Here is a 13,244-nt window from a genome sequence, read left to right on the forward strand (position 1 = left end):
GTGTGCGCTGCGCTATCAACTGCGGTCGGTGCGCGCCATATGGTTTTCCAGCGCCCGCAGGCCCAGGGTCAGCATGAAGGTCATCAGCCAGTATGCCAGCGCAACGGCCAGGTAAGGCTCCCAGTAGCGGCCATAGGCACCGGCCACGGTGCGCGCGGCATAGGCCATCTCGGCCAGGCCAATGGCGGAGACCAGCGAGGTGTCCTTGAGCAGCGAGATCATGTTGTTGCCCAGCGGAGGCAGCATGCGGCGGAAAGCCTGCGGAATCACCACATAGCGCATCATCTGGCCATGCGTCATGCCCAGCGACATGCCCGCCTGCTTCTGGCCAATCGCGATCGACTGGATACCGGCGCGGAACACCTCGGAGATGTAGGCCGCCGAGTTGAGCGTCAACGCCACCACACCGGACATCAGCGCGCCATGGTCCTGCTTGAGCGTGCGGGCCAGGTCACCGCTGATGATCAGCCCGTTGACCGGGTGCACAAACAGCGGCATCACCGCAAAATGCATCAGCAGGATCTGCACGAACAGCGGCGTGCCCCGGAAGAAGCTGACATAGGCCGTCGAGGGCCAGCGCAGCAGGTATTTGCACACCCCCTTCCAGGGCTGATGGCGGGTATCAGCCAGGCGTGCGAGCGCGAGCATCAGGCCCAGCGCGCAACCCATGATCACGCAGGCCACCGTCATGCCGATGGTGACCATCGCGCCCTGCCAAAACATCTGCTTGTATTCCACCAGGATGTCGGGGCGGAACCAGCCGAACCACTCTACGGGGGTGTTGTTGTCCATCAATCAATTCTTTCAAAAAAAATGACGGCCAACGGGCCGTCATTGCAGCGGACGTCGCGGCGGCCTTACTGAGGCTTGTAGTCCTGGTTGAACCACTTCTTGTAGATCACGTTGTAGCTGCCATCGGCGCGGATGGCGGCCAGGCCGGCGTTGATCTTCTCCTGCAAGGCCTTGTCGCCCTTGCGCACGACGATGCCGAAATGCTCCTTGGGGAAGCTGGCATCATCCACAGTCTTCAGTGCGGGATACTGCGAGACGCGGTAGGCGATGACGCCGTTGTCGCCAATGGCGGCATCGACGCCGCCGGCTGCCAGCTCGGAGATGATCAGCGGCGTGCTCTCGAAGCGGCGGATATTGGGGCTGGTCTTGCCGACTTCACGGCTCAATACATCGTCGCCGGTCGAGCCGCTGACCACCGAGACCTTCTTGTCCTTGAGGTCCTTGAGCGAAGCCACCGCGCTGTCCTTGGGCACCGCGATCAGCTGGCGGGCGTCAAAGTACGGCTGCGAGAAGTCAAAACTCTGCTTGCGCTTGTCATTGATGGTCACGCCGGAGATGACAAAGTCCACATCGCCATTGTTGAGCGATGCGAAGATGCTGCTGAAAGGCGTGTTGACGATGCGCAGCTTCATGCCTTGCTGCTTGGCAATGGCATTGACGATGTCGATGTCAAAACCGACGATCTGCTTGTCCTTGTTCTCGAATGCAAAGGGTGCGTAGGTGGCGCTGGAGGCCACCACCAGATCACGGCCCTGCGCTTGCGCGGCACCGCCGGCCAACACCAAGACCGCTGCAGCGCCCACGGCCAGCGCAAATTTTTTGTTCCACATACCCCAACCTTTAGCAACATAAGCTCATACAAGCGGCCGATTATACGTAAACGCTTGCAGACAGCGGCGGCGAACGCACGGTGGCCAGCGCGGCTCTGTCGTTGCGCACAAGCGGGGCCGCCCGCATGCCAAGGGGATTGCGCAAGCCGATGCGCTGCGCTGCCCCAGAACGGACCGCCAGAGCGACACCGAATCGCCAAAAAGCCACTACCATGAATCCCTTCGACGCCTCTGCCACCTGACCGACCATGAACGCCTCTGTCCACGCGACCCCCCTCCCCACTTTTGACGATGTGCAAGCGGCTGCCCAGCGCCTGCAAGGCGTTGCCCACCGCACGCCGGTGATGCGCTCATCCACCCTCGACAAATTGACGGGCGCAGAGTTCTTCTTCAAATGCGAGAACTACCAGCGCATGGGTGCCTTCAAGTTCCGGGGCGGCTACAACGCGGTGGCCCGCTTCTCGCCCGAGCAGGCGCAGCGCGGCGCGCTGGCTTTCTCCTCGGGCAACCATGCGCAGGCCATCGCCCTGTCTGCCCGCATTCTGGGCATGCCCGCAGCCATCGTGATGCCCGAAGACGCCCCGGCCGCCAAACTGGATGCGACCCGCGGCTACGGTGCCGAGGTCATCACCTATGACCGCTTTACCGAGGACCGTGAAGCGATCAGCCAGCGCATTGCCCAGGAGCGCGGCATGACGCTGGTGCCCCCCTACAACCATGCCGATGTGATCGCCGGCCAAGGCACCAGCGCGATGGAGCTGTTCCAGGACGTGCCCCAGCTCGACTACCTGTTTGTCTGCCTGGGGGGTGGCGGCCTGCTGTCGGGCTGCCTGCTGTCGGCCAAGGCCATGGCGCCCCAGTGCAAGGTCTACGGCGTCGAGCCAGAGTCCGGCAACGATGCCCAGCAATCGCTGCGCAAGGGCGAGATCGTCAAGATCGCCACACCCCGCACCATTGCCGATGGCGCACAGACCCAGGCACTGGGCGATCTGACCTATGCCATCATCCGCCGCGATGTGACCGACATCGTCACCGCCAGCGACCCGCAGCTGGTGGACAGCATGCGTTTTTATGCCGAGCGCATGAAGATGGTGGTCGAGCCCACCGGCGCGCTGAGCCTGGCAGGCGCACGCTTTGGCGGTGTCGATCTGCAGGGCGCCCGCGTGGGCGTGCTGATCAGCGGCGGCAATGTGGACCTGGGCCGCTACGCGCAATTGCTGGGGGCTGCATGAGGGGCCATGCACCACGCAAAAGCCTCACCATTCGGTAAATATATTCGCAGGCCGCGCACGCCTTCGGGCCTGCGCTGCTACCATTGCGGCCAAAAATGACATTGGCAACTACCATGAGCACCGTTCACCTCATCGACCACCCGCTGGTCCAGCACAAACTCACGCTGATGCGCCGCAAGGAAGCATCCACCAACAGCTTCCGCCGCATGCTCGGCGAGCTGTCCACCCTGATGGCCTACGAGATCACGCGCGACTTCCCGCTGCAGGACCTCGAGATCGAGACGCCGATGGAAAAGATGGTCGGCAAGGTCATCGACGGCAAGAAACTGGCCCTCGTCTCCATCCTGCGCGCCGGCAATGGCTTTCTCGACGGCATGCTCAACGTGGTGCCCGGCGCCCGGATTGGCCACATCGGCCTGTACCGTGACCCTGAAACCCTGCAGCCGGTCGAGTACTACTTCAAGATGCCCGACAACATGGGCGAGCGCGATGTGATCGTCGTGGACCCGATGCTGGCCACCGGCAACTCGGCCGCCGCCGCCGTGCAGCAACTCAAGGACAAGTGCCAGCCCAAGTCGATCAAGTTCATGTGCCTGCTGGCCGCGCCTGAAGGCATCAAGACCATGCAGGCCGCCCACCCCGATGTGGACATCTACACGGCTGCCGTGGACCGCCAGCTCAACGACCACGGCTACATCCTGCCGGGCCTGGGCGACGCGGGCGACCGCATCTTCGGCACCAAGTAAGCCCAGCCCCCTTGGCATGCCCACCACGCGCTGGGCATGCCAGACGCCGCAGCCTGCCCGCCAGTGTCTGCGCGTAAGACAAAATCTCACATACAGCGCACGGCGACTTTGGTTAAATGGCGTCCAGAGCATCTCCGTCTGGAGGCCCCACCATGAGCTACCACTTGCTGGTTTTTGCGCCCGCCGCTGCACCCCGGGAACCCGCGGCCTTTGGGCTCTGGTTCCAGGCGCAGACCGAATGGCCAGAGCACCATGACTACGAGGACCCAGCGGTTGCCACGTTGTCGCTCAAGGCCTGGTGCCTGGACATGATGCAGCGCTTTCCGCCGCGCAGTGGCCCCTACCGCGAAGAACTCCCCCCCGACGACAAGAGTCTGCTGGCCGACTACAGCATTGGCCGCAATATTGTTTTTGTCGCGGTGCAGCCAGCGCAGGCCGGTGCCGCGCTGGAGGCGGCCCGGGAGTTGGCCGCTCGGCACTGCGTCGGCTTGTACGAGGCCAGTGCATCACCGGCGGCTGTGCGCCTGCCCGACGGCAACAATGGCCTGCAGGCGGCGTTTGACTCCAGGCCGGTGATGGGCTGAGGCACCGCTGGCCTCACTCGCCGTCGCGGGCCTTGAGCACCATGCTGTTGCCGGAGATGCTGACATCAAAATAGCGCAGAAAATTCTGGCCCAGCAGCGCATCGCGTGCGCTCTCTCCGGTGTAGCCCGTGCCCACCCGCAAGCCATTGACGGCCAGCGGCCCCACCTCAATCCGTTCTGCCCGGCTCATCATGCCCTGGCGCACACCATTGGCCGTCTGAAAGCTGATCGGCACGCCCTCGCCCAGATTGGCACGCTCGGCGACGGCATCGGTGATGCTGATCAGGCTGGCGCCCGTATCCACCATGAACTGCACCGGCACCCCGTTGACCGAGCCCGCCACACGGAAATGGCCATCGCGGTCGCGGGGAATCTCCAGCACGCCATGGGCCATCACCGTGCCCTCGCTGGGCTTGCGATAGACCTCGGTGACGAGGTAGATGGCGAACATCACCCCGATCCAGATGGCCAGCAGCATCCAGGTGGTGCGGCGGTTGGCTTCAGGCGGGGTGCGCTGCGGCCCCGGGGATCCTGTGGGCCCGGGTGCACCGGTCCAGGATGGTGGCAGAGCGGCGCCTGCGGACTGTGTAGCGGCAGAAGAATCGGGGCGTCGGGTGCGTAATCGGCTCATGGATCAGGGTTTTTCGCCTACGCAAGCAAACTGTGCGGCGGCCGGAGACAAAGCATAAATCATACTGGCATGGGCCAGGCCACGCTGCTGCACTGTGTGCTGGCGCTTGCAGCGCTTTATTCGTCGCAGGCCACTGCCGCCAGGCGGAAAGGCCCAGCGCCTCGGGCGGGTGCCGTCTGGGTTAGGATGACCGCCAGTTACCACCTTGCCCAGTTTTTCATGACCATCGACCGCCGCCACCTGCTGCACTCCCTCGCGGGCTTTGCCGCAGCCACTGTCCTGCCAGCGGGCTGGACCAGCGCCCATGCTGCCCCGACCCATTGGCCCAGCAAGCCCCTGCGTTTTATCGTTGGCTACCCGGCCGGCTCCTCGCCCGACATGCAGGCGCGCATGATCGCGCAGCCGCTGGCACAGATCCTGGGCCAGCCGGTGGTGGTCGACAACCGGCCCGGTGCCAGCGGCAATATCGGTGCAGACCAGGTGGCCCGCGCGACCGACGACCACAGCTTTGGCATAGTCGGCAACGGCCCGCTGACCTCGTCGCAGGCGCTGTATGCCAAGCTGCCCTACGACCCGGTGAAGGATTTTGCGCCGCTGGCCCTGGTGGGCGTCTCGCCCCTGGCCTGGGTGGTGCCCGCCAGCGCCGGCGCACAAACCGACAAGGCGCTCGCCAGCCTGCGCCAAAAGGGCAATGCGGCCAGCTACGGCTCCACGGGCCTGGGCTCCGGCGGCCATCTGGGCATGGAGCTGCTGAAGGACGCGCTGCACTTCGATGCCGTGCATATCCCGTTTACCGGCGCTCCCGGTGTCGTCTCCGCACTGATGGGGGGCCAGCTCGATTGCGCGCTGCTGCCCATCTCGTCGGTGCTGCCGCTGGTGCAAAGCGGCAAGCTGGCGGCGCTGGCCGTCACCTCGGCCCAGCGCACGCAACTGATGCCGCAGACGCCCTCGATGCGCGAGATCGGTGCCCAGGATGTGAATATCGAAGTCTGGAACGCGCTGATGGCCCCGGCCAGCATGCCTGCCGCCATCCGCACCCCGTTGAGCGATGCCCTGCTGAAGGTGCTCAATACCGCCGATATCCGCGATCAGCTGCTGCGCCAGGCCTGGACCCTGGACGATGCATCGCCCACCGCACTGCAAACCCGCATCAGCAGTGACCGCAAGATGTACAACGCCTTGATCGCGAAAAAGAAGCTGCAGCTGGAGTGATTTCCGCGCTGCGCCAACAACCAGGGCCCTCGCAGGGCCCTTTTCTGTGCATCCAACGGTTTTAGCGGCGAACCTGCAAGGCACCCGGATTGACGATGTTCGACGGCCGCCCCTTGATGAAGTTGACCACGTTGTCAAAGGCCACGCCGAAGTACTGCTCGTAGCTGTCCTGCTCGACATAGCCGATATGGGGGGTGCAAATGCAGTTCTCCAGCCGCAGCAACGCATGGCCCTGCAGGATTGGCTCGCTCTCGAACACATCCACCGCCGCAATACCGGGGCGTCCCCGGTTGAGCGCCGCAATCAGCGCATCGGGCTGCACAAGCTCGGCCCGAGAGGTGTTGACGAAAGTGGCCGACGGCTTCATCTGTGCCAAATCCTCAAAACTGATGCAGCCCTTGGTCTGCTCGCTCAAGCGCAGATGCACGGTCAGCATATCGCTGTTGGCAAAGAAGAACTGCTTGCTCGACGCCACCTTGTGGCCGTCCGACAGCGCCTTGGCACGCGAGGCATCGCTGCCCCAGACCAGCACATCCATGCCAAAGGCCTTGCCAAAACCGGCAACCAGCTGGCCAATGCGGCCGTAACCCCAAATGCCCAAGGTGCGGCCACGCAAAACCGTACCCAGGCCAAAATTGGGCGGCATATTGGCCGCCTTGAAACCCGACTGCTGCCAGGCGCCATGCTTGAGGTTGGCGATGTACTGCGGCAGCCGGCGCGCAGCGGCCATGATCAAGGCCCAGGTCAGCTCGGCAGGCGCGACCGGCGACCCCACACCCTCGGCCACGGCCACGCCGCGCTCGGTGCAGGCTGTCAAATCCACATGGGAGCCGATGCGCCCCGTCTGGGCAATCAGCTTGAGCCGGGGGAGCTTGTCGAGCAGCAGGCGGTTGATATGGGTGCGCTCGCGGATCAGCACGATGATGTCCGCATCCTTGAGGCGAACCGACAACTGGCCCAAGCCCTTGACGGTGTTGGTATAGACCTTGGCCGAATAGGCGTCGAGAACAGACGCGCACTGCAGTTTGCGCACCGCATCCTGATAATCGTCCAAGATCACAATATTCATAGGAAGGACCATTCTCGTTGTATGCCCGCCAGGCGGCCTTGCCCCACGCATGCCACCTGTACACACCAGCCCGCCGGCAGCGGAAATCAGCAGGAAACCGATTTCCAAGCACAGGCCAGCCCCGCATCAGCTATGAACATCATAGCACTGAATAATTCTGCGTCTTAGTCAGGCAATCGGGCAAGCAGCCAAGGCCCTGCTCTGCAGCGGCTGGGCAACACAGTGGGCCTGCCGTCGCAGGATCGCGGCCCGCCATGCTCCAACATCCTCCGGGCTTGTCATCGCCCAGGCCTTCTACCGCGTTAGGTAGGCGGTGTCCGACATTGCCAAACTGTTGCTTTCCACGCAAAAGATGATGCCAGACACCCAGCAGCCCTAGCGTTGGCACTGGTCAAGCGCTATAACAATTGCTTATCTCTTAGTTTTGTCGGTCGATACCACTATGACGAATTTGGTCGCCTCCTCCCGCAGCCGTTGCCCGCAACAAATGTTCGCGCAAACCATGCAGGAGTGGGGAGGAGCGGATGACCTCTGGGTTTTTGCCTACGGCTCGCTGATCTGGCGCCCGGAGTTTGAATTTCTGGAATGCCGCCACGCCAGGGTCTTTGGCTGGCACCGCGCGCTCAAGATGTGGAGCCACATCAACCGCGGCACGCCGGAATGCCCTGGCCTGGTGTTTGGCATGTTCTCGGGCGGCAGCTGCCGGGGTATGGCGTTTCGCATTGCCCGCCAGCATGTGCCGGAAATGATGCCACGGCTGTGGCAGCGCGAGATGGCGACCGATTCCTATGACCCCAAGTGGCTCGACTGCCAGACCGACGACGGCCCCGTCAAAGCGCTGGCTTTCACGTTGTCCAAGTCCAGCCCGCGCTGCACCGGCACCTTGAGCGAAGAGGACTACCGCCGCATCTTTGCCCAGTCCTGCGGTATCTACGGCACGACCTTGGACTATGCCGAGTCCACCTATACGGCCCTCAAAAACCGAGGCATTCAGGACCGGGCGCTGGAGCGGCTGCTGCGACTGTCCGCTTCGCGCTCCGGCGCAGGCCAGGACGTTCGAGGCCAGCAGCGACTTAACACTGAGCGCTCTGCCGCCTGACCTCCCAGCGACCGCTGTACCCCTGCGCCTGGCATCAGGGTACTGGGCGTTCCGGCCCCCACCATCACACGCAGAAAAACAAACACCCCGCCTTCCCTGAGCCAGACGGCATCGGAAGCGAGGTGCATGTTGAGGCGGGTGGACAGTCTTTCGACCATCCAGGGGGGGGCCGGAAGGCTCCGCGCCCTATTCGCAAGTAACGGCTCCATCAAGGAGCCGTTTACTGGGGTGGCTTGCCGAGTTCAGCATCACGGCAAGCACGATAAAGAGTTACTGGCGCCAGTGCTTAGCGCTTGCGATCACGTTCGTCTTCTGGCCAGATGCTGAAAACATTTGCGGTGGTCATGTGAACAATCTCCTAAAGATGGTTGTTCAACGCCGGGGCCTATGACGCGGTTGACAGCAGGCTCCACAAATTTAAATGTTTACGCACTGTTTACCTTTCAATATTTAACCCATGAAAAACAACAATGAAAAATGTATCAAAAGCTTGATTCAGGCTACATTTTCAGAGATTTATTGATATATATCATGGACTTAAATCGCAAACATAGAAAGTAACTTAAATTAACAGCAACACCCTTCAATGCGCGTTAAATATTGCATTTCGTCGTAATATCGACATATTTTAGGTCATTTCAATCTTAAATTATCAATTATTTCGCCATTTCGACATAAGTACGGACGAAAAATCGACTGCACCGCCACCCTCACCGCTGCTTACAGAAGCGCTGCCGAGCGCATGCATTCAACGCACAATCACCTGCTTTTGCGGGTTCCAGCCATGGTTCAGCGGGCCATGGCCCTGGCCGGTATGCACGTCGGCACCCGACGCGATGGCGCCCAGGATGTACTGGCGCGCCAGGCTGACGGCCTGCGGCAGTGGCTGCCCAAGGGCCAGTTGACAGGCAATGGCCGATGACAAGGTGCATCCGGTGCCATGGCCGTTATGGGTGTGGATGCGGGTGGAGGCCAGACGAAGGCGCTCGCCGTCGGCCGTAGCCAGCAGGTCCACGACCTCATCGCCGGGCAAATGGCCGCCTTTGATCAGCACCGCCTTGGCGCCCAGTGCCAGCAAGTCCTGCGCGGCCTGTTCCAGCTGATCGGCGTGTTCCAGGCGGCGCCCCAGCAGCAAACCCGCCTCGTCCAGGTTGGGGGTGATGAGCGCAGCGCGGGGAAACAGCTCCCGCACCAGTTCACCTACCGTTGCCTCGGCAATCAGCCGATCTCCGCTGGTAGCGACCATCACCGGATCCAGCACCACATGGGGCAAGGCATAGCGGTCAATCGCGGCGGCAACGACGGCCACAATCTCGGGCGCGTGCAGCATGCCGATCTTGACCGCATCGCAGCCAATGTCCTCGAGCACGGCGTCCAGTTGCTCCTGCAGGAAAACCGGCGGTACGCCATGGATGGAGCGAACGCCCTGCGTGTTTTGCGCCGTTAGCGCCGTGATCGCGGTCATGCCAAAGCAGCCCAGCGCCGACATGGTCTTCAGATCCGCCTGGATACCGGCCCCGCCGCCGCTGTCGGAACCCGCAATCGACAGCACCCGTGCATAGCGCGGCAAGGAGACGGGAGAAGAAGGATTCAGTGAGGCCATGGCAGCAGTCCAAAAACAATGCCGGGCAACACTGGCCCGGCCTGGCCAAAATTATCCACGATTGTGACGACGGCTTGACGCAGGCCCATGCCCCCGGCGCAACGCTGTGTTGTAATGCAGCCTGAGACGAAACAGGGGTGTCCCTGCAGCAGTTTGGCTGCAGCGCGACTGAGATCAGACCCTGGAGCGAGCCACCACGGCAGCGCTCCGCAACCCGATCCAGGTCATGCTGGCGTGGGGAGTTTTCGGCAGCTGCGCGCACTGTTTTGTCTATTGCCAAGCACAAAACATGTCTTCTCACCCATTCATTTCTCCCCAAGCCCGCATCGCCATCCTGGGCGGTGGTTTGCTGGGCCGGCTGATGGCGCTGGAGCTGTCGGCCCGGGGATTGTCCATCGACCTGTACGACCGGGGTGGCCCGGAAGCCGAACATGCCGCGGCGCGCGTCGCCGCCGCGATGCTCGCGCCCCTGGCCGAATCGGCCGTGACGGAGCACGGCGTCGTGCGCATGGGCCAGTATGGGCTGCAGCGCTGGCCGCAGCTGCTTGCACAGCTCGATACGCCGGTGTTTTTGCAACAGGCTGGCACCATGGTAGTCTGGCACCGCCAGGATGCGCCTGAAGCGCAGCGCTTCCGCGGCATTTTGCAGCGCACCCAGGCGGCCATCCCCGACCTGCCGCCTTTGCAAACGCTGAGCGGCCCCCAGATCGCCGAGCTGGAGCCAGCGCTGGCAGGGCATTTCCAGGCCGCCTACTACCTGCCCGGCGAGGGGCAGCTGGACAACCGCCAGCTGCTGGCCGCACTGGTGCCTGCGCTGCAGGCCCGGGGCGTGCGCCTGCACTGGCACCAGGCGCGCGGGCTCGATGACTTTGCGCCCGGCGAGCAGGGCCAGCCCGACCTGCTGATCGACACGCGTGGCCTGGGTGCCAAACCGCAGTGGAGCCAGTTGCGCGGCGTGCGCGGCGAAGTGCTGCGCGTGCATGCCCCTGAAGTGCAACTGCGCCGCCCCACGCGCCTGATGCATCCGCGCTACCCGATCTATATTGCACCCAAGCAGGACCACCATTTCGTCATCGGCGCGACGGAGATCGAGTCCGACGACATGTCGCCGGCCAGCGTGCGCTCGGCCATGGAGCTGCTCAGCGCGGCCTACACTGTGCACAGCGGCTTTGCCGAGGCGCGCATCCTGGAGATCAACACCCAGTGCCGCCCGACTTTGCCCGATAATCTGCCAGCCATCCGCCAGGTACGCCCCCGGGTGCTGGAGATCAATGGCCTGTACCGGCATGGCTTCATGATCTCGCCCGCCGTGCTGGACTGCGCGGTCGAGCTGCTGCTGACCGGCCAAGCCCCTCTGGCCACACGTTTTGACATGGATGTGCGCCTGCTCGCGGCCGCCTGATGGACCGCAGCCCTATGATGAGCCTTGAACGATGACGATACAGATTCTCTTGAACAACCAGGCCACGGCCTTGCCCGAAGGCGCCACCATTGCCGTGGCGCTGGCCCAGCTGCAGCCGCGTCCGCCGTTTGCGGTCGCCGTCAATACCCAATTCGTGCCCAAGGGCCAGTACGACAGCCGCCAGCTGCACGCAGGCGACAAACTGGAAGTCATCTCGCCGGTCACCGGCGGTTAGGCTGCCCAGCGCCCTCCGCGCGGGCCGACACCTTCCGCGCCCCTGTACCGCATTTACCAAGGCCTTTGCCATGAACGCCCTTTCCTCTTCCGATGACGCGCTGGTGCTGTATGGCCAGCGTTTTCAAAGCCGCTTGCTGCTGGGCACCTCGCGCTATCCATCGCCTGCCGTGCTGGAAGCGGCCGTCGCCCGCGCCCAGCCGGCCATGGTGACCGCATCGCTGCGCCGCCAGGGCAGCAATGCGGCAGAGACCGGCAGTGACTTCTGGGCGCTGCTCAAGCGTCTGAATGTGCCGGTGCTGCCCAACACCGCCGGATGCATGCGCCTGCAGGAAGCCATCACCACGGCCCAGATGGCGCGCGAGGTGTTTGAGACACCCTGGATCAAGCTGGAACTGATTGGCGACGACTACACCTTGCAGCCCGACACCTTGAACCTGGTCGAGGCCGCATCCATCCTGATCAAGGACGGTTTCCAGGTGCTGCCCTACTGCACCGAGGACCTGGTGCTCTGCCAGCGCCTGGTCGATGTGGGCTGCCAGGCCGTGATGCCCTGGGCCGCGCCGATCGGCACCGGCCGTGGCCCCGTCAACCCCTATGCGATGCAAACCTTGCGCGAGCGCCTGGACGTACCGCTGATCTGCGATGCAGGCCTGGGGCTGCCCAGCCATGCCTGCCAGGTCATGGAATGGGGTTTTGACGGCGTGCTGCTGAACACGGCCGTCGCCTTGTCGCAAGACCCGGTCGCGATGGCCGGCGCCTTTGCCGATGCCACCGCCGCCGGTCACGCCGCCTACCGCGCCGGCGCGATGCAGGCGCAGGACATGGCCCAACCCAGCACGCCGGTGCTGGGCACGCCGTTCTGGCACCAGAGCCACTGAGAAACCCGCCGATGCACGCCACCCCCACCTCCACCCAGATCGCGCGGGCGATTACCGCCGCCCACCAGGCCGCGTTTGCCAGCTTTCCGCCCCAACCTGCCCCTGCGCTGCCCGCAGAGCGTCAGCAGGATGCCGTTTATGCCGGCGCCCTGGCCGCTTGCAGCACGCTGGGCTTTATCGCTATTGATGCCGAATGCCTGGCCAGCGCCTGGAGCGCGCAGAGCGCACGCACTGGCCGGTTCGACGCGCAGGCCTGGCCCACGCAAGCTGCCGATTTTGGCCTGGTGACCGGCGGCGGCCCCCAGGCCTTTGCGGCCTGTCCCCAGCAGTTGGGCCTGTATGCGGTACTGCCAACGGCCGAATGGGTCGGCCGCATGGCCCGCGCCGGCGTGCCCACCGTGCAGCTGCGCTTCAAGTCCGACGATGCCCAGGCCATTGCTGCGGAGATCGACGCGGCCATTGCCGCAGTGGCGGGGACTGGCGCCCTGCTCTTTATCAACGACCACTGGCGCCAGGCCATTGCCGCTGGCAGCTATGGCGTGCATTTGGGCCAGGAAGACCTGGATACGCTGAGCGCTGCAGAACTCGCCGAGCTGCGTGCCAGCGGCGTGCGCCTGGGTGTCAGCACCCATGGCTATGCCGAAATGGTGCGTGCCAGCAAGGCGCAGCCCAGCTATATCGCGATGGGGGCGGTCTTCCCGACAACCCTGAAGAAGATGGCCACCGTTCCGCAAGGCCTGGCGCGTCTGCAGCGCTATGCCGCCCTGACGCGCAGCTACCCCCAGGTCGCCATTGGCGGCATCTCGGCAGCGGAGTTTCCGCAGGTGCGCGAGAGCGGCGTCGGATCGATCGCGGTGGTGCGTGCCATCGTCAACGCGGACGACCCGGAGGCGGCTGCCGCCGACTTGATGGCGCTGATGGGTTAATCC

14 protein-coding genes are annotated in these 13,244 nt (G+C 63.8%); 9 read left to right on the forward strand and 5 right to left on the reverse strand.

All coding sequences use genetic code 11. The features are described 5' to 3' along the window. Positions 1-15: 15 nt before the first annotated feature. Complete coding sequence (locus ACCQ08_RS03975; RefSeq protein WP_239812058.1) at positions 16-792, reverse strand: amino acid ABC transporter permease; 777 nt, start codon at positions 790-792, stop codon at positions 16-18. A gap of 65 nt (positions 793-857) precedes the next feature. Continuing rightward, positions 858-1,622 carry a basic amino acid ABC transporter substrate-binding protein gene (locus tag ACCQ08_RS03980; protein ID WP_373448962.1) on the reverse strand — a complete coding sequence of 255 codons (765 nt, stop codon included), beginning with the start codon at positions 1,620-1,622 and terminating at the stop codon, positions 858-860. 248 nt (positions 1,623-1,870) lie between these two features. Here ACCQ08_RS03980 and ACCQ08_RS03985 point away from each other — a divergent pair, with 248 nt between their 5' ends. The 3 genes from ACCQ08_RS03985 to ACCQ08_RS03995 all read left to right on the forward strand — a co-directional run bounded on the left by ACCQ08_RS03985 (position 1,871) and on the right by ACCQ08_RS03995 (position 4,184). Beyond that, positions 1,871-2,854, forward strand: coding sequence for a threo-3-hydroxy-L-aspartate ammonia-lyase (locus ACCQ08_RS03985; RefSeq protein WP_373448963.1), 984 nt, complete (start codon positions 1,871-1,873; stop codon positions 2,852-2,854). A 113-nt stretch (positions 2,855-2,967) separates the two neighbouring features. Then, on the forward strand, positions 2,968-3,600 hold the full coding sequence (gene upp, locus ACCQ08_RS03990) for a uracil phosphoribosyltransferase (RefSeq protein WP_021028434.1): 633 nt from the start codon (positions 2,968-2,970) through the stop codon (positions 3,598-3,600). A 152-nt stretch (positions 3,601-3,752) separates the two neighbouring features. Beyond that, on the forward strand, positions 3,753-4,184 hold the full coding sequence (locus ACCQ08_RS03995; protein ID WP_312462842.1) for a hypothetical protein: 432 nt from the start codon (positions 3,753-3,755) through the stop codon (positions 4,182-4,184). A 13-nt stretch (positions 4,185-4,197) separates the two neighbouring features. On the opposite strand, the gene ACCQ08_RS04000 is transcribed toward ACCQ08_RS03995, so the two are convergent. Next, positions 4,198-4,815: a TIGR02281 family clan AA aspartic protease gene (locus tag ACCQ08_RS04000; RefSeq protein WP_373448964.1), complete on the reverse strand. Its 618-nt coding sequence runs from the start codon at positions 4,813-4,815 to the stop codon at positions 4,198-4,200. A 219-nt stretch (positions 4,816-5,034) separates the two neighbouring features. Between ACCQ08_RS04000 and ACCQ08_RS04005 the strand changes: the two genes are divergently transcribed. Further along, entirely contained in the window at positions 5,035-6,027 is a 993-nt protein-coding gene (locus ACCQ08_RS04005; protein WP_239812063.1) for a tripartite tricarboxylate transporter substrate binding protein, read from the forward strand. 61 nt (positions 6,028-6,088) lie between these two features. Here ACCQ08_RS04005 and ACCQ08_RS04010 read toward each other — a convergent pair whose 3' ends face one another. Continuing rightward, the gene (locus ACCQ08_RS04010) at positions 6,089-7,096 is read right to left on the reverse strand and encodes a D-2-hydroxyacid dehydrogenase family protein (RefSeq protein WP_373448965.1); all 1,008 of its coding nucleotides are present in this window, start codon (positions 7,094-7,096) and stop codon (positions 6,089-6,091) included. A gap of 487 nt (positions 7,097-7,583) precedes the next feature. Here ACCQ08_RS04010 and ACCQ08_RS04015 point away from each other — a divergent pair, with 487 nt between their 5' ends. Then, positions 7,584-8,195, forward strand: a complete 612-nt coding sequence (locus ACCQ08_RS04015) for a gamma-glutamylcyclotransferase (protein WP_312409164.1) — start codon at positions 7,584-7,586, stop codon at positions 8,193-8,195. Between the two features lie 748 nt (positions 8,196-8,943). On the opposite strand, the gene thiD is transcribed toward ACCQ08_RS04015, so the two are convergent. Next, positions 8,944-9,798 (reverse strand): bifunctional hydroxymethylpyrimidine kinase/phosphomethylpyrimidine kinase, encoded by an 855-nt coding sequence (gene thiD, locus ACCQ08_RS04020; RefSeq protein ID WP_373448966.1) that lies wholly within the window; start codon positions 9,796-9,798, stop codon positions 8,944-8,946. A 289-nt stretch (positions 9,799-10,087) separates the two neighbouring features. On the opposite strand from thiD, the gene ACCQ08_RS04025 reads away from it, so the two are divergent. The 4 genes from ACCQ08_RS04025 to ACCQ08_RS04040 all read left to right on the forward strand — a co-directional run bounded on the left by ACCQ08_RS04025 (position 10,088) and on the right by ACCQ08_RS04040 (position 13,241). Continuing rightward, positions 10,088-11,200 (forward strand): FAD-dependent oxidoreductase, encoded by a 1,113-nt coding sequence (locus tag ACCQ08_RS04025; RefSeq protein WP_373448967.1) that lies wholly within the window; start codon positions 10,088-10,090, stop codon positions 11,198-11,200. Between the two features lie 37 nt (positions 11,201-11,237). Further along, a complete protein-coding gene (thiS, locus tag ACCQ08_RS04030; RefSeq protein WP_373449078.1) occupies positions 11,238-11,435 on the forward strand; it encodes a sulfur carrier protein ThiS in 198 nt (65 codons plus the stop codon). A gap of 70 nt (positions 11,436-11,505) precedes the next feature. Next, positions 11,506-12,315, forward strand: coding sequence for a thiazole synthase (locus ACCQ08_RS04035; protein ID WP_239812068.1), 810 nt, complete (start codon positions 11,506-11,508; stop codon positions 12,313-12,315). Between the two features lie 11 nt (positions 12,316-12,326). Then, on the forward strand, positions 12,327-13,241 hold the full coding sequence (locus ACCQ08_RS04040; protein WP_373448968.1) for a thiamine phosphate synthase: 915 nt from the start codon (positions 12,327-12,329) through the stop codon (positions 13,239-13,241). Positions 13,242-13,244: the final 3 nt, after the last annotated feature.

It is taken from the genome of Comamonas sp. SY3 (assembly GCF_041730275.1).
Taxonomy (GTDB): domain Bacteria; phylum Pseudomonadota; class Gammaproteobacteria; order Burkholderiales; family Burkholderiaceae_C; genus Comamonas; species Comamonas sediminis.